The following is a 21,091-nucleotide window of genomic DNA, read 5'->3' on the forward strand; positions in this document are numbered from 1 at the left end:
TCCAGCTCGTCCTCGACAGTGTCCCGCTGCCCTGGCAGCAGACCGACCTGAGCCACCTCCCCGGGGAAGAGCGGGAGGCGGCGTTCGAGCAGATCCTGGCCGAGGACGACCGGATCCATTTCGACCTGGAAAAGCCGCCGTTGGTGCGCATGACCCTGGTGACCATGGGCCCCGACCGGGCCGAACTGGTCTTCACCGCCCACCACGTCATCCTGGACGGCTGGTCGCTGCCGCTGCTGATGCAGGACCTGCTGCGGCTGTACGGCTCCGACGGTGACCCCTCGGTGCTGCCGCGTACGCGGGGCTACCGCGAGTTCCTGGCCTGGCTGGCCCGGCAGGACCACGACGCGGCCGCCCGCGCCTGGGCCGGGGAACTCGACGGACTCGACGAACCCACTTTGCTGTGCCCGGACAACACGGCCGGGCGGGCGGAGGGCGATGACGGAGAAGACGGGCGTGGCGAGGGGATCGGACAGCTCGAAGTGCCGCTGTCCGTGGAGACGTCCCGCGCGCTGGAACGGCAAGCCGCCGATCTGGGCGTCACCCTGAACACCGTCGTCCAGGCGGCCTGGGCCGTGCTGCTCGGCCGGCTGACCGGGCGCCAGGACGTGGTGTTCGGCACCACGGTGTCCGGCCGCCCGCCCGCCGTCCCGGACATCGACACCATGATCGGCCTGTTCATCAACACCCTTCCCGTACGCGTGACATGCGCCCCCGGCGCCACCTTCGCCCAGATTCTGACGCGCCTGCGGGACCGGCAGGCCGTGCTGCTCGACCACCACCACTACGGCCTCGCACAGATCCAGCAGGACACCGGCCTGAGCACCCTCTTCGACACCATGGTGGGCTTCCAGTCCTATCCGATCGACCGGGCGGGCCTCACCGAGGCGCACACGACCGCCGGGATCACGTTCACCGGCCTCTCATCGCTCAGCGGCACCCACTACCCGCTCGGCGTGATCGGCAGCTCCGAACCCCGGCTGCGCGTGGCCATGCAGTACCAGCGCCACATCTTCGACCACGCGGCGGCGGAGAGCGTCGCCGAGCGCCTCGGACTTGTCCTGCGCAGTCTCGCGGCCGACCCGGACCTGGCCGTCGGTTCGGTCGAAGTCCTGACACCGGCCGAACGCGACCAGTTCATCGGCGAGTTCGACGACACGGCGGCGCCCCTGCCCCATGCCACCCCTCATGCCACCTTCCCGGAACTCTTCGCCCACCAGGTGTCGAAGGCCCCGGACGCCGTCGCGGTCATCGACCACGACGAGACGCTGACCTACCGGGAACTCGACGCCCGGTCGAACCTGCTGGCTCGCCGGCTGCTGGGGGCCGGGGTGCGGCAGGAGTCCGTGGTGGCCGTGGCGCTGCCGCGCTCGGCGGCGCTGGCGGTGGCCTGGCTGGCCGTGCTCAAGACGGGCGGCGCGTATCTGCCGGTCGACCCCGGCTACCCGGACGAGAGGATCAGGTACATGCTGGCGGACTCCGGGGCCTGCGTGATCCTTGCGGACGCGACGACCGCCGCGGGCCTGCCCGAAGCGTCCGTCCTCGTCCTTCACCCGGACGACCCCGGGGACGCCGCGTCCCTGGCGGGCTCCGGCGGCGCCGCGCTGACCGAGGCGGAGCGCGGGTGGCCGTTGTCGGGCGCGGACGCCGCGTACGTCATCTACACGTCCGGGTCCACCGGCGCCCCCAAGGGCGTGGTGGTCTCGCATCGCGGGCTCGCGGGCTTCGCTGCGGCCGCCGTGGAGCAGTACGCGGTCGGCCCCGGTGACCGGTTCCTGCAGTTCGCCTCCCCCAGCTTCGACGCCTCCGTCCTGGAGCTGTGCTCCTCGCTGCTCGGCGGGGCGACGCTGGTGACGGGCGAGGAGGGGCCGCTGGTCGGCGAGCGCCTCGCCGAGGTCCTGGCCGAGCGGCGTATCAGTCACACGCTCATCCCGCCCGCGGCCCTGGCCACCGTGCCGCCAGGGGCGGCCGGGGCACTGCCCGAGTTGCGCACGCTGATCGTCGGGGCCGAGGCCTGTCCGCCCGATCTCGTGGCACGGTGGGCCCCCGGACGCCGGATGATCAACTCGTACGGGCCGACGGAAGCCACGGTGGTCGCCACCTGGACGGGCCCGCTGGACCCTGGCGCGACTGCCCCGCCGATCGGCCGCCCGGCGGGCGCCACTCGCGTATACGTCCTGGACGCGGCCCTGCGGCTCGTCCCGCCGGGAGTGACCGGCGAGTTGTACGTGGCGGGTCCCGGCCTCGCCCGCGGCTATCTGAACCGGCCCGGCCTCACCGCCGCGCGGTTCCCGGCCGACCCGTTCGGCGCGCCGGGAGAGCGGATGTACCGCACCGGCGACCTCGTCCAGCGGCAGCCGGACGGCCAGTTGCGGTTCACCGGACGGGCCGACGACCAGATCAAACTCCGCGGCTTCCGCGTCGAACCCGGCGAGATCCAGGCGGCGCTCCTGACGCACCCGGATGTCGCGCAGGCCGTGGTGGTCGCCGACGGCCCGACAGGCGGCCTGCGTCTTGTGGCGTACGTGGTACCGGCCGCGGACCGAACCGCGGAAGCCGACGGCGGCCCCCTCGCGGACCCGGCGGATCTCGTCGCCGGGCTGCGGTCCCATCTGCGTGAGCGGCTGCCGGAACACATGGTGCCTTCCGTCGTGGTCGCCATCGACGAGGTGCCCCTGACACCCAACGGCAAGCTGGACCGGCGCGCTCTCCCGGCGCCGGACCAGTCGGGGCCGGCCGCCGGCAGGGCTCCGCGCAACTCCCGTGAAGAGCTCCTGTGCGGCCTGTTCGCCGAGGTGCTCGGCCTTGATCGGGTCGGCGTCGACGACGACTTCTTCGCCCTCGGCGGACACTCACTCCTGGCCACTCAACTGGTCAGCCGGATCCGCACGGTGCTCGGTGTGGAGACATCGCTCCGGCTGGTGTTCGAGTCACCCACCGTCGCCGGGCTGGCTTCCGGGCTTGCCACCGACGGGGACGCCGCCGATTCGGGGGACCCGTTCGCGTCCGTACTGCCGATCAGGACGAGCGGGGACAAGGCACCGCTGTGGTGGATCCACCCCGGCAGCGGGCTGTGCTGGATCTACCTCGGATTCGCCGGACGGCTGCCCGCGGATCGACCCGTCTACGGCATCCAGGCGAAGGGACTCGACGGAGCGACCCGGCCGCCCGGGTCGATCGACGCCATGGTCGACGACTACGTCGAGGAAGTCCTCGCAGCACAGCCCGAGGGCCCCTACCACCTCCTCGGCCTCTCCCTGGGCGGCACCCTCGCCCACGCCATGGCCGCCGAGTTGCAGCGACGAGGGCACGAGGTGGCGCTGCTCGCCCTCCTCGACAGCGTTCCCGGCACCTTCTTCGAACACTACGAGCCGCCCCACGCCGACGACATCCGCGCCTACTTCGGCGAACACCTCATCAGCCCCGCCGGCGCCGGCGACCAAGAGACGTTCGTCGACAACGCGGTCTCCGTGATCGTCGGCCACACCACGATGCTGCGCAGCTTCACGTCACCGATCTACCGCGGGGACGCACTGTTCTTCAACGCGACGGCCGAAGGAAACGGCTCGTACGCGGACCTGTGGCGCAGCCACATCACCGGCGCCATCAAGGAGCACGACATCGACAGCACGCACCAGGACATGTACCTGCCCGCCCCCGCCGACGACATCTGCCGGGAGATAAACCGCGCGCTCGACGACGCCACGGAGGAAGGTCGCGGGGCGCAGAGCTGATCCGGCGCCGGCGCGGCGTGGTGCGAGTCGTCCCCCCACGCCGCGCACGGGGCCCTCACAGCAGCCCGGGATCGGCCGCTGCTGACGGCAGGCGCACCGCCGGATCCAGGGGCGGAGCTGCTCAGATGTCCAGGGAGTCGAGATCGCGGCGCAGAACGTTGCGAGCCGCTTCCGTCGCCTCTCGGTGCGCCTGCCTGGCCGCTTGATAATCCGGTGTCGGCACGGTGGCACCGGAGGCGAGTACCTCGCGGATCTGTCGCAGCGAGATGTACGACGCGTCGATCGCCGCCGCCACATCCCGGGACGCCGTGAGGATCAGCCGTTCCCGTGCCTCATCGCATCCCGACGCCTGGTGTACCTGGCGAATCCTGGCCGCTCTGACCTGCGGGTTCGCATGCTCTTCGTCGGCGGCCAACCGCATGGCCTCGTGCGCCCTGCGAAAGGAGACGAGGCAGTCCGCGTACAGGGTCCGGCGATCCTGGAGCCTGCTGTCCCTGGCGGTACGCCGCCAGCGCACGTGCTCGCCGACCAAGGTAGCTCCCACTCCCAGTACGGCTCCGAGCCCCGTCCCGACCAGACTCGACCACTCCACGCCAACAGATGGTGCCATGCGGTCACAGGAACCAGAACCCTCACGGCCCCCGGCGCGGGTCTCCGAGAAGGGATGGCATGAGTTGGCACCAGGTAGGTACCATGGGAGGTATGCCATCACTGAATGTGTCCTTCTCCGAAGAAGAGATGGAAGGCGTGCGCGCGGCGGCCGCCGCCGAGGGCAAGAGCCTGAAGTCCTACCTCCATGACCTCGGGGTACGGGAGATGCAGCGCAAGCAGTTCGTCGCCGGCGCCGCGATGTGGGCGGACCGGCTCCGACCGGAGTTCGACGCCGCCTTCCCCGACGAGGTGCCGCCCTCGCAGCGAGGTAACCGGACCGCAGCCGCCTGATGGTTCTGCACATCGACGTCTCCTGGCTGCTCGACATCCAGGAGACAGCCCTCGACAACAACGACGACGTCTCCGTCGCGGACTACTCCGCGCTCGTCGCGGCGGTCGCGCGGCACAAGACGCGGATGCCGACTCTGGAGGCGTCCGATCCGGACGCCGCATGGCGCGCCGCGGCGCTTCTGCACACGATCGTGCAACTGGAACCGCTGCCGCACCGCAACAGCCTCTTCGCCGTGTTTGTCGCCGCCCAGTACATGGATCAGTCAGGCGAGGGGATCGATCCGCCCTACGGCGCCCTGTCGGACCTCGTCCGCAAGGTCCGCGAAACCAGGATCAGCGTCTACACCGTCGCCGAGGTCCTGCGCACCTGGAGAGTCTGAAACTCCCGCCCGCGCATCGGTGAGCGAGGCCCCTGACTCGGCTCGACCTGAAGCGGGGCGGCATGCTCTCCGGCCGCATCGACGTTATGCCGGGATGAGAGATGGTCCAGGCAGATTTTAGCCGAACCCCCACCCCCACAGGGTCAGTTCGAGCTGCCGGGAACGCCATCACGTGACCGCAAATTCACACCCAGGCCATTGACCCGCCGAGTCGCCCCCGCGAGCACCGGCGAACGCCCGCCAGGCGGGCCGCCGGCCGGGACTGCCCAACGCGCCACCGTTGACCTGGCGGTAACACCTGCTTAATATCGTCCGCACACCAATGGTTGGCGTACGGACTATCTCAGACTATCTCGTTGGGACCGCCCTCCCCCCTGCGCCTCCGAGCCCTCCGTCCCATCAGCTCAAAGGAGGCCGTATGCCCACATCTCCTGCGTCACACGTCGCCGTCGTCGGCGGCGGCATCGGCGGCCTCGCCGCCGCCCTGGCCACCGCCCGCGCCGGACACCGCGTAACCCTCGTAGAACGGGCCGCCCAGTTCGGCGAGATCGGCGCGGGCCTGCAGCTCGCCCCCAACGCCTCGCACGCGCTGGACGAGCTCGGCGTGCTGGACGCCGTCCGGCAGCACGCGGTCACCCCGCCGCGCCTGGTCATGATGGACGCCCTGACCGGCGATCAGATCACCTCGCTCGATCTGCGCAGCGATGCCTACACCCAGCGGTTCCGGCATCCCTACCTGGTGACCCACCGCACCGACCTGCACGCCGCCCTCCTGGCAGCCTGCACGGACCACCCCGCCATCACCCTGCGCACCGGACACACGGTCACCAGCGCCGAACAGGACCCGTCACAGGCCAGGCTTTCGTTCGCCGAGTCCGACGAGACGCTGGCCGCAGACGCCGTGATCGCGGCGGACGGCCTGTACTCACGCCTGAGGCAGACCCTGGTCGGCGACGGACAGCCCGTCTGCTCCCGGTACGTGGCCTTCCGCGGCGCGCTGCCGACGGAGCGGATGACCGGCCGCATGTCCCGGCACGCCGCATCCGAAGCCGTCATGGTCTGGGCCGGGCCCCGCATGCACCTCGTCCAGTACCCGGTACGCCGCGGCGAGCTCTACAACCAAGTCGCCGTGTTCGAGAGCGACCGCTACACGCCGGACTCGGACGACTGGGGCACCGAAGCCGAGCTGGAGGAGCGCTTCGCCGGCGCCTGCGAGACGGTCCGCGACGCGCTGCCGCTGATCTCCCGCCAGCGGCGCTGGCCGCTCTTCGACCGGCGACCCACCGACAACTGGGTCCACGGGCGGATCGTGCTGCTCGGTGACGCGGCCCACCCGATGCTGCAATACCTCGCCCAGGGCGCCTGCCAGGCTCTGGAAGACGCCGTCGCACTGGGCAGGGCCTTGCACGATCACCCCCACCCCGGCGACGCCTTCGCCGCGTACGCGGCCGTCCGCCGGGAGCGAGCCGCGCGCATCCAGACCAACGCCCGCCGCTTCGGCGAGATCTGCCACCTCGAGGGCATGGGAGCCACGCTGCGCAACATGCTGCTCTCCGCCCGCTCCCCCGAGGACTTCGACGACATCTCCTGGGTGTGGACCCCGGCCGCGGCCGCGGTTCCCGCCCTGTGACACGAGTGGAGGAGACCATGACCGACGATCCCGCGTACAAGGCGCTGGAGAACCTCGGCGCTGCGCCGCTGTGGCGCTTCTACGGCAACCTGTTCCCCGCCGAGCCCAAAAGCCGGGCGGTGCCCTACCGCTGGAGCTGGCGCGAGCTGCGGCCCCAACTGCTGCACTTCTCCGAAACGTTGTCGCTGGAGGAGGCCGAACGACGGGTGCTGATGCTCGTCAATCCGGGACTTGCCGATCCGCCGGCCACCGTGAACAGCCTGTACGCGGGGCTGCAGATCATTCTCCCCGGGGAAACCGCGCAGGCACACCGGCACACCTCCAACGCCTTCCGGTTCATCCTGGAGGGCAGCGGCGCATGGACCACCGTGAACGGCGAGCGGGTCTTCATGGCACCGGGCGATCTGCTGCTCACCCCCGGCTGGCACTGGCACGACCACACGCACGAAGGCAGCGAGCCGATGATCTGGCTCGACGCGCTCGACTACCCGCTGGTGAACGCGCTCGAAGCGGGCTTCTACGAGAAGTATCCCGAGCGCCTGCAGCCCGTCACACGGCCCGACGACGCGGGCAGCCGGCAGTTCCTGCACGGGCGGCTCACTCCGGCGTGGCTGTCCCCCGAGGGCCCCAACTCGCCGGTCACCCGCTACACCTGGGCCGAGACCGAGCGGGCGCTGGACGCGATCGCGGACAGCGCCACGGGCAGCGACGTCGACGGGATCGTGCTGGAGTACACCAACCCGTGGACCGGCGGGCCGGTCATGCCGACCATCGGCTGCCGGGTGCAGCGGCTGCGGCCCGGGTTCGAGGGGGCGGGTCACAAGCACACCGCCTCCACGATCTTCAGCGTCGTACGGGGCGAGGGCGCCACGATCGTCGACGGGGTGCGGCTGGAGTGGTCCCGGCACGACACCTTCGCGGTGCCCGGCTGGGCGTCCTACCGGCACGTGAACACGTCCGGGTCCAAGGACGCGGTCCTCTTCTCCTACAGCGACGAGCCGGTCATGCGCTCGCTGGGCCTGTACCGCAGCCAGAGCGCCGACCCCGGCGCCTGACCATTTCCCTCCCCCCGGTTCTCTGACTTCTCCAACAAGGAGGCACTGATGCGCCTTGCGCTCTTCAACAAGGGGCGGCTCGGGCTCGTCGACGGCGAAGACCTCGTCGATGTGACCGACCTGCTCGCTCCGTCCACCACCACGCCGTCCGGCGCACTGCACCAGTACATCGAGCTCGTCGACCGCGACGGTGCGCGGCAATTCGATCTGTCGGGCCGCGCACGCGTTCCGCTGGCCCAAGCTGTCCTGGAGGCACCGCTCCCCCGCCCGGGAAAGATCGTCGGCGCGCCGGTCAACTACCTCGACCACAAGGCCGAGATGCAGTACTCGACGTCCATTGCCGACCTGGGAGTGTTCCTCAAGGCGAACTCCTCGGTGATCGGGCCCGGCCAGGACATCGTGCTGCCCTACAGCGACAAGCGCACCGATCAGGAGGGCGAGCTGGGCGTGGTCATCGGCCGCACCGCTTCACGCGTGCGCGCCGAGGACGCCCTGGACTACGTGTTCGGCTACACCTGCGTGCTGGACATCACGGTTCGTTCCGGCGAGGACCGCTCCACACGCAAGTCGTTCGACACGTTCACCCCTGTCGGGCCATGGGTCGTGACCGCCGACGAGATCCCCGACCCCGACGCGCTGGAACTGCGGTGCGACGTCGCCGGTAAGACGCGCCAGCGTGCCAACACCGCGGATCTCATCTTCGGCGTCCGGCAGTTGATCGCGTACACCTCGTCGGTGATGGCGTTGCACCCGGGCGATGTGATCGCGACCGGAACACCCGCCGGGGTGGGGCCGCTGGCCCACGGCGACCGCGTCGTCGTCGACATCGAGCAGGTCGGCCGCCTCGAGGTCGGCGTCGACGGCTCGCAGGCCATCCCCTACGAGCAGCGCCCCGGCCGCTAGGCGAGCGCCGCAGCGGCGTGGTGGCGCCCCTAGAATTCAAGCGGTCGGCCGCCGCCGGGCGACACCACGTCGGCACAGAGAGACACAAACCGTGACGCACCCACTGGACCTGCAGAACTACATCGGGCACCTGATCCGACGTGCCGAACAGGTACACACGTCCCTGTGGTTCCAGCACGTGTCACGGGACATCACCTCGCAGCAGTTCGCCGTGCTCAACGCCCTTTCCCGGAAGGCAGGGATCGACCAGCGCACGCTGGCCCGTCTGACCTCGCTGGACCGTTCCACGATCAACCAGATGATCCGCCGCCTGACGGACCAGGGGCACGTCAGCCAGGTCCGCGACGAGGCGGACCGCCGGCGGACCCTGCTCGAACTCACCGAACAGGGCAGCCACCTGCTCGCAACACTGATCCCACCGGCCGAACGGGTCAACGAGCAGTTGCTGCACCTGCTGCCCCCAGAGCAGCGTGCCCTGACCATCGACAGCCTGCGCCGCATCGCCTTCATGGAAGAGGAGCCGGGCGGCGACGGCTGAGGCGCCCGGACCGGACCACGGCCGCGCGCCTGTTTCCCGCACGCCGGCCACCGGCCCAGTGCCCGGAAGAGGAGTCGCACCGTGCCCCGTACAAGCCACCGCCCGGCCACGGATGCCGCCTCCGCGGCGGCTGCGGAAGCAGGGCCGACACCCGCGGCCAGACCCGGCACCGGACCGGTGATCGGCCGCGCCCTGCAGATCCTGGGCGCCTTCTCCGCCCAGCACGCCCGTCTCTCACTGAGCGACCTCGCCCGCCGCTCGGGGCTGCCGGTGTCAACCGTGCACCGCATGCTCGGCGAACTGCTGGCATGGGGAGCACTCGAGCGCGACCCGCAGGGCGGCTACCGCATCGGGCTGCGCCTGTGGGAAGTCGGCTCCCTCGCGCCCCGCGGCCAAGGGCTGCGCCAGAGCGCACTGCCCCACCTGGAAGACCTGTGCCAGAGCACCCGCGAGAACGTCCAGCTTGCCGTGCGGGAGGACACCGAGATCGTGTTCCTCGAGTGCCTGGGCGGCAGCAACGCGGTGCCCACGGTGACCCGCGTCGGCGGCCGACTGGACAGCACGGCGACCAGTGCCGGCCTGGTACTGCTCGCATACGCCCCGGCCCACGTGCAGGACGCGGCCCTGTCGGTCGTGCCGCCGGCCCACACGCCGTTCACCCTGAGGGATCCGCTGCGGCTGCGCCGCGTGCTCGCCCAGGTCCGCGCCTGCGGATACGCCGTCAGCGACCGCCAGTTGTCGCTGGACACGCTGTCCGTCGCCACGCCCGTCCTGTCTCCCGCGGGAGAGGTGCTGGCTGCCGTGTCACTGGTCGTCCGGCACGGTTCGATGTCCACCGGGGCACTGGCCGACCTGGTCCGGAGCACCAGCCATGCCGTCTCGCGCGCGCTGCACACGAGCACGTCCTGAGCGGCGTCCGCACGCGGCAATTGTTTTCCCGGCATCCGGGAACGGGGCTGTCCGCCCCGGCCGGCCTGCCCCGACCATGTCTGCGCTGGGCCGCCGCGTGAGCCCGTGAGCCCTCACCCAGCAGTCAATTCATCGCAGTCGACAACGGAGTGCTGCCATGTGTCTGTATCTCGTGTCCCGCAACGCCCGATGGGGCGTCCGGTGAGCGCCGCCCTGCAAAAGGCCCTGGACGAGGGGCCCATGTCCCGATTCCAGTGGCGGGCGATCGCGGTCTGTGTCCTGCTCAACACACTCGACGGCTTCGATGTGCTGGTGATGTCGTTCACCGGCAAGTCGGTGTCGGGACAGTGGTCACTGAACTCGGGAACTCTGGGCCTGCTGCTGAGCAGTGGTCTGGCCGGTATGGCGCTGGGCGCGCTGTTGCTCGCTCCGCGTGCGGACCGCGTCGGCAGGCGCCCGGTCATCCTGGCCGGCCTTGGCATCGCGGCGGTGGGCATGATGGTGTCCTCGGCCAGCCAGTCCTGGGAACAGTTGGCGCTGCTGCGGCTGCTCACCGGTATGGGTATCGGTGCGGTGCTCGCCTGCAGCAACGTGATAGCGGGCGAGTTCGCCTCCCGGCGCTGGCGCGGCCTGGCCGTCAGTCTCAATTCGACCGGTTACGCGATCGGCGCGACGGTGGGAGGCCTGTCATCGGTGGCCCTCATCGACCATCACGGCTGGCGTTCGGTGTTCCTGGTCGGAGGGATCGCCACGCTGCTGGTGATCCCGGTGGCGTTCTTCTGCCTGCCCGAATCCCTGGACTTCCTTCTCACGCGCAGGCCGGCGCGGGCGCTCGAGAGGATCAACGCGATCGCCCGGCGTATGCGACAGCCCGAGCTGGGCGAGCTGCCCGCGGTCCGGGCCGGGGACGGTCAGCGGCGGGTGGGCTTCGCGACCTTGCTCGCGGGCGGCCTGCGCCGTCCCACCCTGGTGATGTGGGGGGCGTTCTTCCTGGTGATGGCAGCGTTCTACTTCGTCACGAGCTGGACGCCGACGCTGCTGGTCGAGGCGGGCATGTCCTCGTCACAGGGGTTGACCGGGGGCACCTTGCTCAATGTGGGCGGCGTTTTCGGGAGCGCGCTGCTGGGGGCGCTGGCCGCTCGGTTCGCACTGGCGAGCGTGTTGCGCGGCTACCTCTTCGCGGCCGGAGTGCTGGTGGTGGCCTTCGCCGCGTCGACCGGCACGCTGGCGCTTGCCTTCTGCCTCGGCGCCGTGATCGGCGTCGCGGTCAACGGGTGTGTGGCGGGCCTGTACGCGTTGACTCCGGCGGTGTACGCGCCGCAGCTGCGGGCCACCGGTGTCGGTGCGGCCATCGGCGTGGGCCGGGTGGGCGCCATCATCGCGCCCTCTGCGGCGGGCTGGCTGCTGGATGCCGGCGCGACGCCGCGGGCGTTGTACGTGGCCACCGGCGCCGTGTTCGCCGCCGCCGGTGTGCTGCTGTTCGCCATGCGCGGGCGTACGGCGAAGTCCCAGGTCACCTCGGAAGTCCCGCTGCCTGCCGCGTAGGGCGACGGACCAGCGGTCCGGCTCTCCCCGCCCGGGCGGGGAGAGCCGGCCGGGGGGTGGGTCAGTCCGACGCCCCGGCTCGGTAGGCGTGGTCCATGGCCTTCAGTGCGCCGGGGACCGTGGCTTTGCCGGCGAACAGCCGGTGTATCTGCCGGAAGTGGGTCTGCTGGACGGTGGAGTTGGGCCACGTCTGGTCCATGAAGGGGACGGTCGTCCCGTTCTTCTGCCGGCGCGCGACTTCCGCGACGGCGGGGTCCGTCCTGAAGGACGGGTTGGGGATCGCCGGAAGGGTGACCCCCTTGCCGTTGTAGAGGTTCTGCCCCTTGGCCGAGCCCAGGAAGTCGGCGAAGGCTTTCGCCTGTTTCACGTGTGTGCTGTGGGCGTTGACGCCGTAGGCGGCCGAGACGGCGGCCGGCATGCGGGTCTGTGCCGGGTCGTCGGTCGCGGGCAGTGCGTGCATCACGAAGCCGAGGTCCGGGGCGGTCCGGCGCAGCTCGGCGAGCGTGGTCGCCACCTGGACGATGCCGACCGCTTTGCCCGAGGCCACCTGGTCCAGGCTGTTCTGGTAGGTGGTGGACAGGGGGTCGGGGCCGAAGCATCCGCGTTCGTTCATCTGCAGGTATTTGTTCAGGGCGGTCTTCCAGCGGGACTGGCCGAAGCTCGTGCGGCCCAGCTCCATGTCGTCGGCGAATTCGGGTTTGTCCGCGTAGACGGTGCCGCCGGCCAGGGCGTACGAGATGAGTTGGGTGACCCAGGGGGTCTTGTTGCCCAGGGCGAAGAGGACCTTGCCGTGTTCGCGGGCCTTGTCGCACAGCGCGAGGACTTGGGTGTACGTCGTGGGCCTGCTGCCGCCGATGTCGTCGAGGGTCTGGGTGGCGTAGATCGCGCCGATGGCGCTGTAACTGGCGGGCACCATCTCGATGTGGTTGCGTCGGCCTGCCACGGAAGCGACGTCCTCGGGCAGGTGCCAGGCGAAGCGGCGCAGGCTGAGGTCGGTCAGCGCTTCCTGGTCGGCCAGGGCGATGACCGAGGCGGGGTTGCCGCTGCCGGGCCAGACGGTGAACACGTCCGGGCCCTTGCCCGCGGCGAGGTCGTGGGGCAGCGTCTTTTGCAGGGTGGTGGTGTCGGCGTAGGTGACGGCGACCGTGATGTCGGGGTGCTTCTCGCGGAAGGCTTTGACGACGGAGTTCATGGCGACCTTGTCGGTGACGTTGGCCATGACCGTCAGCCGCGTCCCGCCGCCGTGCCCCGGGCCGCAGCCGGCCGCGGTCAGGGTGAGCGTGAGCGCGGTTGCGCTCAGGGTCAGGCGTCTGGTGCGCGACACGGGGGTGGCTCCTGGCGGTGGTGAGGGAGGCGGGCCGGGCTTCGGCGGTAGGGGTTCGCGTGCGATGCCCCGGGGCCCCGCGTGGCAGGGCCCCGGGGCGGGTGGGGTCAGCTGACGCTGATGGTGCGCTGGGCGGTGAGGTCGCGGGAGGAGTGGGCGACGGCCAGGGTGTAGGTGCCGGGGGTCAGCTGCCACTTGCCGGACTGCCACACCGTCAGGTCGTCGGCCGGGATGGTGATTTCCAGGCGGCTGGAGGCTTTCGCGGCCAGTGACAGTTTGCGGAAGGCGACCAGGCGCCGGGGCTCCGCGGCGGCGCCGCTGGGCAGGCTGGCATAGACCTGGACGACGGCGGTGCCGGTGCGGGTGCCGGTGTTGGTGACGGTCACGGCCAGGGTGGCCTGCTGTGCAGTCTTGTCCCAGGCCGCTTCGAGCGAGCCGTGGGTGAAGGCGGTGTAGGACAGGCCGTGGCCGAAGGGGAAGCGGGGGGTCTGGTTCTTGGTGTCGTAGTAGCGGTAGCCGACGGCCGTGTTCTCCCCGAAGGTGACGGTGCCGTTCACCCCCGGGTAGGCAGTCTGGCTGGTGCCCGGGCCCTGGGTGGCGTCCTTGGGGAAGGTGACCGGCAGGCGTCCGCCGGGGTCGCTGTCGCCGAAGAGGACGGCGGCGAGCGCGGTGCCCATGCCTCTGCCTCCGTACCAGGCCTGCAGGACGGCGGCGACCTTGCCGACCCATGGCATGGCCACCGGGCCGTCGGTGTTGAGGACCACGATGGTGCGGGAGTTGACGGCGGCGACCTGGCTGATGAGCTGGTTCTGGTCGCCGGGCAGGTCGAGCTGCTGGTGGTCCATGTCTTCGCCTGCCACCCGGTTGACGAGGATGATGGCGGCGTCGGCCCCGCGGGCGGCGTCCACGGCGGCCGGGATCAGTGACTCGGGCTGCCAGCCCAGGGTGAGGCCGCAGGTGCCGGTGTCGGCCGTGGCGTTGGTGTAGGTGATCTCGACGGTGACCGGGCGGCCCGCGGTGAGTTCGGCGGTCCCGTGCAGGGGATAGTCGTAGGGGCCCAGGAAGAAGCGCCGGCTGTGGCGGGTGCCGGAGACCACGGTCGCGGAGCCGATCTTGAGTCGGGCGGTTCCGGCGGGCAGCAGCGAGAACCGGTGCAGCCCGGTGACGGTCGGGGTGAGGGTGCCGGTCCACTTGGCCGACCAGACGGCGGGGAGATCGTCGACGGGGGCCGAGGTGAAGTCGATGTTCTGGGCGGTGCCGGTGGCCACCGGGGTGCCGCTTGCCTCGCCGCCGGCGTAGTAGGAGACGCCGAGTCCGGCGGCGCCGGTGGAGGTGCGCAGGGCGGCGGCGGGGACGGGGGTCAGCGGGACGTCGCCCTTGGTGCCTTGGGCGGTGACGACGCCGGTGCTGCCCGCGCGGGCGCGGATGGCCTGTGCCGGTGTGGTCCACGGGCCCGGGTCGACATAGCTGGAACCGGCGATACCGGTGTAGGTGTCGGTGCCCGCCGGGCCGATGACGGCGATCTTCTTGAGCGAGGCGGGCAGCGGAAGGGCGCCGGCGCGGTTGGCCAGGAGCACGGTGGAGCCGACGGCGGCGCGGTGGGCGAGGTCCTGGTGGGCACGGCTGCTGACGTTGTCGGCCGGGGCGGGCAGGGGGTGGTCGAACAGGCCGGCCGCGTACATGGCGGTGAGGATGCGCCGGGCGGCGTCGTCGAGTCGTTCGGTGCTGATGGATCCGTCGGTGAGCTGACCGGCGGTGATCTTGACGCCGCCGGGGCCGAGTCCGGCGAGGTCCATGCCGGCTCTGGCCGCGGCGACCTGGTCGTCGCCGGCCCAGAAGTCGGGCACGGTGTAGCCCGTGAGGCCCAAGTCGTCCTTGAGGAGCGTGAACAGGGCGGGGTTCTGGGTGGCGAAGGATCCGTTGATCTTGGGGTAGGCCATCATGACCGATGTGGTCGGGGCGGCTCGCAGGATGCGGCGGAAGGGACCGGCGTACACCTCGCGCAGGGCGCGGTCGCTGACCTTGACGTCGGTGAAGAAGCGGTTCGTCTCCTGGGTGTAGGCGGCGAAGTGCTTCACGGTCGCCACCACGTGCCGGCTCTGCATGCCTACGGTGGCGGCGGTGCCGAGTTCCCCGGCCAGCACCGGGTCCTCGCCCATGCCTTCGGCCTGCCGGCCGAAGTGCCAGGTCCGGGTGATGTCGACGGTCGGGCCGAGCAGGTTGTTGTAGCCCTTGGCCCGTCCTTCGGTGCCGATGGCGGTGCCGATGTCCCTGACGAGGTCCGTGTCGAAGGACGCCGCCTGGGCTACGGGGACGGGGAAGGCGGTGACTCCCTTCTCCCCGCGCAGTCCGGCGGAGGCGTCCACCATGGTCAGGGCGGGGATGCCCGGGCCGGTCAGCGCCTGGAAGTCACAGCGGACGAGGGCTTCTTTCTGCGCCGCGGTCAGCTTGGCGAGCATGGCGTCGGCCCGCCCGCCGGGGGTGTCGGCTGTCTGTGCGCCGGCCCGGCCGGTGAGCAGGGGGGCCATGCCGGCCGTGACGGCGGTGATGGTGGCTGCGGACAGGAAGGTGCGTCGATTCACTGGCGGCTCTCCGAAACTGGGTGGCAGCCATGGACCGCGGGCGGCCGCCTCAGCTCCCGTTCGGGTCGGGGCATCGCGGGTCCGCCGGGCATGGCCGGAGTGGGTCAGCCGCTGGTCCAGCGGCGCTCGGGAAGTGCCGAGCCGTTTCGCGGCCTGTCCTTGCGCACGGTCAGGTGTGTCGCGCCCCACGACGTTGCTTCCGTACCGGCAGGCGTTCTTGAGGGAAACGTCTCGGTCAACGCAGGGGAAATTATGCGGGGTTGATCAGCGGGTCAACCGTTTGGTGCTGACGTCTTTCTTCCGCTTCTCTGACCAGGGACGGCCCCGGTCAGCCGCGTTGAAGCATTTCAATTCCGGCGTGCTCTCGCCTCGCGATCCCGTGGGGCCGCGCCCGTGTGTGCCTACCGCGTGCCGGACTCGCCCAGCTCCGCGGCGACACGCAGGGCGGCCTGCCTGAGCCAGATGTGCGAGGAGTCGTGCCGGTGGAGGGGGTGCCACCACAGGGCTTCTCGGAGCGGCACCGCCTCGTAGGGAGGCTCCATGACGCGTACGTCGGAGAGGCTGCCCATCAGCTCGGCCAGGCGTTTTTGGACCAGGGCGATCCGGTTGGTGCCGGCCACCATGAAGGGCAGCATGGCGAAGCTGTCCACCGAGATCTCGACGCGGGGTTCGATCCCGAGCATGCCCAGCTGGCGCACGGCGGGTGCGTCGTAGGTGCGCTGGTAGGTCACCCAGGGAAGCTGGGCCAGTTGGGCGCGGGTGAGGTGGTCGCCGACCTCGGTGTTGGTCTCGGCGACCAGGAAGACCCACTCGTCCCGGAAGAGGTCGGTGCGGGGCACGTCGCCGACCACGCCGTGCGGCATGAGCAGGCCGTCCGTCGTGCTCAGCAGGACGCCGAGGTCCTCCACCACGGTCGTCGGCGTCTGGGAGAAGCGGAGCCTGACGTGCGGCGCTTCGGCGTGCACGAGGCGGCCGAGAGCCGCGCCGAAGACGGCCACGGCGTAGTCGGAGGCGATCAGGGTGAAGGTGCGGCTCTCGGTGGCCGGATCGAAGTCGGCCTGGCTGCTGAACAGGCGCTCCAGAAGGTCGCAGGCGGTGGAGGTGCGCTCCATCAAGACCTGCCCGAGGGCGGTCAACTCGTAGTGCGCGCCGGTGCGTGCCAGCAGGTCGTCGTCGAAGTGGCGGCGCAGGCGGGACAGTGCGGCGCTCATCGCGGGCTGGGACAGGCCCACGCGCTGGCCGGCGCGGGTGACGTTGCGTTCCTCGAGCAGGGCACGCAGGGCGACGACGAGGTTCAGATCGAGGCTGGAGAGGTTCACGGGACCTTCATTCGGGCGCGGCGCCAGAGGTATTCGTCTGCTGGATAAAGCATATCCACAGAATCGATTTCCCTGATCAGGGGTGTGGGGGCCAGATTAGTCACACCGCAATCAGGAGGACATGTTCGTGAAACCCGCAGCCGCTCCCGCGCTCTTTACCGGCCCCTACGCCCTGGGAACCCTGTCGACCTCCGGCCGGGAGGCATTTCCCGCGCTGATCCGCCCTGACGGCTCCGTGGCCGATCTGCGCCGGGCCTTCGACGACGCGGGCCTGACGATGCTGGGCGTCATGGAGGACTGGCCCCGCCTGTCGCCCGCCTTCGCCGAACTGGCCGCCCGCCCCTCCGGTGATGACCCGCTCGTGAGCGAGTTCCGGGTGCATGCGCCGATCGCACCGCGGCAGGTGCTGCAGTCCGGCGCCAACTACCGCCAGCACGTCATCGATCTGCATGTGGCCCACCGTGACGGCTCGGACGGGCTGAGCGCGGAGGAGGCCCGCGCCGAAGCCGCCCAGATCATGGACCGGCGTGCCGCCGACGATCTGCCGTACGTCTTCATCGGACTGCCGAGCGCCATCACCGGCCCCTTCGACGACGTCATACTGCCCGCCTGGGCCAAGAAGCCCGACTGGGAACTGGAGTTGGCCGCCGTCATCGGCCGCCCCGCCTCCCGCGTCCCGGCCGAGCAGGCGCTGGATCACGTGGCCGGCTACACCATCGCCAACGACCTCACCGACCGGGCCACCGTCTTCCGCCGCGACATGCCGCAGATCGGCACCGACTGGCTGCGCAGCAAGAACGCGCCCGGCTTCACCCCGCTGGGCCCCTGGATCGTGCCCGCGCAGTCGGTCACGGCCCTCGACGACCTGCAGGTCACGCTGCAGCTGAACGGCGAGACCATGCAGGACGAGTCGACCAAGGACATGATCTTCTCGGTCGCCCGGCTGATCTCCTACATCTCGCAGACCGTGCAACTACTGCCCGGCGACCTGGTCCTGACCGGCAGTCCCGCGGGCAACGGCATGCACTGGGGCAGGCTGCTGCGCGACGGCGACGTGATGGACGCGACCATCACCGGCCTCGGCGCCCAGCGCACGCGATGCGTGGCCGAGGTGCCGGCATGAGGCTCGACCGCAACGACCCCGAGGGCGCCGTCGCACGGGCCGCCAAGGCCTACTCGAACTGGGGGCGCTGGGGCGCCGACGACCGCCTGGGCACCCTGAACTTCCTCACCGAGGACAAGCGGCGGCAGGGCGCGGCCCTCGTCCGCCGCGGCGTGAGCTTCTCCCTGGCACAGCCCTTCGACATGAACGGCCCCCAGAAGGGCTGGCGCAGGCGCACGAACCCCGTCCACACCATGCTGGACACCGGCGCGGACGCCGCACTGGGCACCCAGGGCCTGCCGCACGGCATCGGCGGCGCCGACGACGTGGTGGCCATGCCGCTGCAGTGCTCCACCCAGTGGGACGGCCTGGGCCACATCTTCGACCACGGCAAGGCATGGAACGGACGCGACGCCGCCACCACGGTCACCTCGGACGGCGACCTGGTGACCGGCATCGAGCACATGGCCGCGCAGATCGCCGGTCGCGCCGTCCTGCTCGATGTCGGCCGGGCGATCGGCACCGACGGCGAACTCACGGACGGATTCGCCATCACCGCCGAACACCTGGAGGAGACCGCCCGCGCCCAAGGAGTGAGCGTCGAACGGGGCGACATCGTGCTGGTGCGCACCGGACAGCTGGCCCGGGTGCGGCGCGAGGGCTGGGGCGAGTACGCCGGCGGACCCGCCCCGGGCCTGTCGTTCACCACGGCCGAATGGCTGCACCGCAGCGAGATCGCCGCGATCGCGACGGACACCTGGGGCTTCGAGGTCCGCCCCAACGAGTTCGAGGCCGCCTTCCAGCCCCTGCACCAGGTCGTGATCCCCAACATGGGCCTGCTCGTGGGCGAGATGTGGAACCTGGAAGCCCTCGCCGACGACTGCGCGTCCGACGGCGTCTTCGCATTCTTCCTGGCGGCACCACCGTTGCCCATCACCGGAGCGGTCGGCTCCCCCATCAACCCGCTCGCCGTCAAGTAGCCACCGGGACAAAGGAGTTCTCCATGGCCCCCTCTCGCAATGTCCTCGTGATCGGAGGCGGCGCGGCAGGCAACGCCCTGACCATCCTGCTGCGCCGATCCGGCGTCGCGGTCGATCTCGTGGAAGCCAGGCAGGACTGGAACGCCACCGCCGGGTCCGGCATCACCCTGCAGGGCAACGCCCTGCGAGTGCTGCGCGACCTGGGCGTGTGGGAGCAGATCAGTGCGTCCGGCTACGGTTTCGGCTCGGTCGGAATCACCGCGCCCGACGGCACCGTCCTGCACGTCCAGGACGACCTGCGCACCGGCGGCGACGACCTGCCCGCCACCGTGGGCATGCAGCGCCCCCAGCTGCAACAGGCCCTCATCGACGCGGTCCGCGCCAGCGGCGCCACCGTCCGTCTGGGCACCACCGCCACGATCGTCGGGCAGGACGACGACGGCGTCACCGTCCGTCTGAGCGACGGCCACCAAGCGCGCTACGACCTCGTCGTCGCCGCCGACGGCCTGAACTCCGCCACCCGCGCCGCCATCGGCATCAGCGACAAGCCCGAGCCCACCGGCATGGCGATCTGGCGCGTGGCCGCCCCCCGCCCGCGGGGAGTGACCCGCACCGACCTCGCCTACGGCGGCCCCGCCTACATCGCCGGCTACTGCCCCACCAGCGAAGACACGCTGTACGCCTACGTCGTGGAGGCCAACCGCGACCGGGCGACGATCCCACCCGAGACATACGCCGACGAAATGGTCCGCCTGGCCTCCGCGTACGGCGGCCACTGGCCCGAGATCACCAAGACCATCACCGACCCCGCACAGGTCAACTACACCTGGTTCGACCGGATGCTGGTCGAGGGCTCCTGGCACCGCGGCCGGGTGGTGCTCATCGGCGACGCCGCGCACTGCTGCCCGCCCACCCTCGCCCAGGGCGCGGCGATGTCGCTCGAGGACGCCCTGGTCCTTTCCGAGCTGCTGACCGCCAACAGCACCTGGGACGACACGCTCCTGAACGCTTACTACGAGCGGCGCATCGGGCGCGTACGGGCGGTCGTCGAGGCATCGGTGCAGCTGGGCCAGTGGCAGCTCGACCAGGTCCGGGACGCCGATGTTCCCGGCCTGATGGCCCGCACCATGTCCCAGCTGCAGGAGCGCCCGTGACGCACACCGTCGATGTCCACGCCCATGTACTGCTGCCCGAAGTGGAGCAGCTGGTCGCCGGGCAGCCGGGTCTCGAGGAGGCCAGGGCGCTGGACGCGCGGCGCAACGGCCCGGCCGCGCTCAAGACCAGCGGCGAGATGATCAAGGAGCGGTTCGCCCGCCTGACCGACGTCTCGGCCCGGCTGCGGGCCATGGACGAACAGCGGGTGGACGTCCAGCTGGTCAGCCCCTCTCCTTCGCACTACCACTACTGGGCCGACGAGGAACTCGCGCTGAAGGTGTTCCGCCTGGCCAACGAGGCCGTGGCGAGGCACTGTTCGGCCGCACCGTCGCGGCTGCGCGGCCTGGGCCTGGTGCCGCTGCAACACCCGCAACTGGCCGTTTCGGCACTGGACCACGCGCTGGAAGCGGGACTGCTGGGCGTGGAGATCTCCAGCCACGCCCCGGGACGCGAACTCTCCGACCCCGCCCTCGAGCCCTTCTGGGCGCGGGCCGAGCAGACAGGGGCACTGCTGTTCCTGCACCCCTTCGGCTGCACGCTGGACGAGCGCCTGGACCAGTGGTACCTGTCCAACTCCGTGGGGCAGCCCACCGAGAACGCGGTCGCCCTGTCCCACCTGATCTTCTCCGGCGTCCTCGACCGCCACCCGGGCCTGCGCATCATCGCGGCACACGGCGGCGGCTATCTGCCCACCCACATCGGCCGCGCCGACCACGCCTGGCAGGCCCGCCCGGACGCGGGCGCCACCTGCGCGCACCTTCCCAGCAGCTACCTCACGCGCCTGTACTTCGACTCCCTGGTCCACGACCCGCACGTGCTGCGCGAGCTCGTACGCACAGCGGGAGCCGACCGGGTGCTGCTCGGCTCCGACTTCCCCTTCGACATGGGCTCCCCGGACCCCCTCGGGGCGCTGCGCGCCGCACACCTGGACGACGCCGACTTCGAAGCCATCCGCGGAGCCACCGCTTCCGCACTCCTCGATCTCTCCTGAAG

17 protein-coding genes are annotated in these 21,091 nt (G+C 70.8%); 13 read left to right on the plus strand and 4 right to left on the minus strand.

The genetic code is table 11. The features are described from left to right. Positions 1-3,734, plus strand: a 3,734-nt coding sequence (locus IE226_RS38845; protein WP_190086237.1) for a non-ribosomal peptide synthetase, incomplete at its 5' end; no start/stop codon positions are given. A gap of 121 nt (positions 3,735-3,855) precedes the next feature. Here IE226_RS38845 and IE226_RS38850 read toward each other — a convergent pair. Further along, entirely contained in the window at positions 3,856-4,344 is a 489-nt protein-coding gene (locus tag IE226_RS38850) for a hypothetical protein (protein WP_190086238.1), read from the minus strand. A gap of 92 nt (positions 4,345-4,436) precedes the next feature. Here IE226_RS38850 and IE226_RS38855 point away from each other — a divergent pair, with 92 nt between their 5' ends. From IE226_RS38855 to IE226_RS38890, 8 genes are all read left to right on the plus strand, one after another. Next, positions 4,437-4,676, plus strand: coding sequence for a hypothetical protein (locus tag IE226_RS38855; RefSeq protein ID WP_190086239.1), 240 nt, complete (start codon positions 4,437-4,439; stop codon positions 4,674-4,676). After that, the gene (locus IE226_RS38860; RefSeq protein WP_190086240.1) at positions 4,676-5,056 is read left to right on the plus strand and encodes a toxin Doc; all 381 of its coding nucleotides are present in this window, start codon (positions 4,676-4,678) and stop codon (positions 5,054-5,056) included. The genes IE226_RS38855 and IE226_RS38860 overlap by 1 nt, the downstream gene beginning before the upstream one ends. Before the next feature lie 418 nt (positions 5,057-5,474). After that, the gene (locus IE226_RS38865) at positions 5,475-6,686 is read left to right on the plus strand and encodes an FAD-dependent monooxygenase (RefSeq protein WP_190086241.1); all 1,212 of its coding nucleotides are present in this window, start codon (positions 5,475-5,477) and stop codon (positions 6,684-6,686) included. A gap of 17 nt (positions 6,687-6,703) precedes the next feature. After that, positions 6,704-7,741 carry a cupin domain-containing protein gene (locus IE226_RS38870; RefSeq protein WP_190086242.1) on the plus strand — a complete coding sequence of 346 codons (1,038 nt, stop codon included), beginning with the start codon at positions 6,704-6,706 and terminating at the stop codon, positions 7,739-7,741. A 48-nt stretch (positions 7,742-7,789) separates the two neighbouring features. Beyond that, on the plus strand, positions 7,790-8,644 hold the full coding sequence (locus IE226_RS38875; RefSeq protein WP_190086243.1) for a fumarylacetoacetate hydrolase family protein: 855 nt from the start codon (positions 7,790-7,792) through the stop codon (positions 8,642-8,644). A gap of 91 nt (positions 8,645-8,735) precedes the next feature. Next, positions 8,736-9,182 (plus strand): MarR family winged helix-turn-helix transcriptional regulator, encoded by a 447-nt coding sequence (locus IE226_RS38880; RefSeq protein WP_190086244.1) that lies wholly within the window; start codon positions 8,736-8,738, stop codon positions 9,180-9,182. 81 nt (positions 9,183-9,263) lie between these two features. Then, positions 9,264-10,091, plus strand: a complete 828-nt coding sequence (locus IE226_RS38885; RefSeq protein ID WP_229871835.1) for an IclR family transcriptional regulator — start codon at positions 9,264-9,266, stop codon at positions 10,089-10,091. A gap of 201 nt (positions 10,092-10,292) precedes the next feature. After that, a complete protein-coding gene (locus IE226_RS38890) occupies positions 10,293-11,636 on the plus strand; it encodes an MFS transporter (protein ID WP_190086245.1) in 1,344 nt (447 codons plus the stop codon). Between the two features lie 61 nt (positions 11,637-11,697). Here the strand turns inward: IE226_RS38890 and IE226_RS38895 are convergent, their stop codons facing one another. From IE226_RS38895 to IE226_RS38905, 3 genes are all read right to left on the minus strand, one after another. Continuing rightward, on the minus strand, positions 11,698-12,960 hold the full coding sequence (locus IE226_RS38895) for an ABC transporter substrate-binding protein (RefSeq protein ID WP_229871836.1): 1,263 nt from the start codon (positions 12,958-12,960) through the stop codon (positions 11,698-11,700). A 107-nt stretch (positions 12,961-13,067) separates the two neighbouring features. Next, positions 13,068-15,542 carry a beta-glucosidase H gene (locus IE226_RS38900; protein WP_190086246.1) on the minus strand — a complete coding sequence of 825 codons (2,475 nt, stop codon included), beginning with the start codon at positions 15,540-15,542 and terminating at the stop codon, positions 13,068-13,070. A 401-nt stretch (positions 15,543-15,943) separates the two neighbouring features. After that, positions 15,944-16,861, minus strand: coding sequence for a LysR family transcriptional regulator (locus IE226_RS38905; RefSeq protein ID WP_190086247.1), 918 nt, complete (start codon positions 16,859-16,861; stop codon positions 15,944-15,946). A 121-nt stretch (positions 16,862-16,982) separates the two neighbouring features. Between IE226_RS38905 and IE226_RS38910 the strand changes: the two genes are divergently transcribed. Genes IE226_RS38910 through IE226_RS38925 form a run of 4 tightly spaced genes read left to right on the plus strand, consistent with a single transcriptional unit; the run spans position 16,983 to position 21,089 of the window. Next, positions 16,983-17,984, plus strand: coding sequence for a fumarylacetoacetate hydrolase family protein (locus IE226_RS38910; protein WP_190086248.1), 1,002 nt, complete (start codon positions 16,983-16,985; stop codon positions 17,982-17,984). Then, on the plus strand, positions 17,981-18,943 hold the full coding sequence (locus IE226_RS38915; RefSeq protein ID WP_190086249.1) for a cyclase family protein: 963 nt from the start codon (positions 17,981-17,983) through the stop codon (positions 18,941-18,943). The genes IE226_RS38910 and IE226_RS38915 overlap by 4 nt, the downstream gene beginning before the upstream one ends. Before the next feature lie 23 nt (positions 18,944-18,966). Then, positions 18,967-20,097, plus strand: coding sequence for an FAD-dependent oxidoreductase (locus tag IE226_RS38920; RefSeq protein WP_190086250.1), 1,131 nt, complete (start codon positions 18,967-18,969; stop codon positions 20,095-20,097). Further along, positions 20,094-21,089: an amidohydrolase family protein gene (locus IE226_RS38925; RefSeq protein ID WP_229871837.1), complete on the plus strand. Its 996-nt coding sequence runs from the start codon at positions 20,094-20,096 to the stop codon at positions 21,087-21,089. Before IE226_RS38920 ends, IE226_RS38925 begins: the two co-directional genes overlap by 4 nt. Positions 21,090-21,091: the final 2 nt, after the last annotated feature.

The organism is Streptomyces longisporoflavus (genome assembly GCF_014649775.1).
Lineage (GTDB): Bacteria > Actinomycetota > Actinomycetes > Streptomycetales > Streptomycetaceae > Streptomyces > Streptomyces longisporoflavus.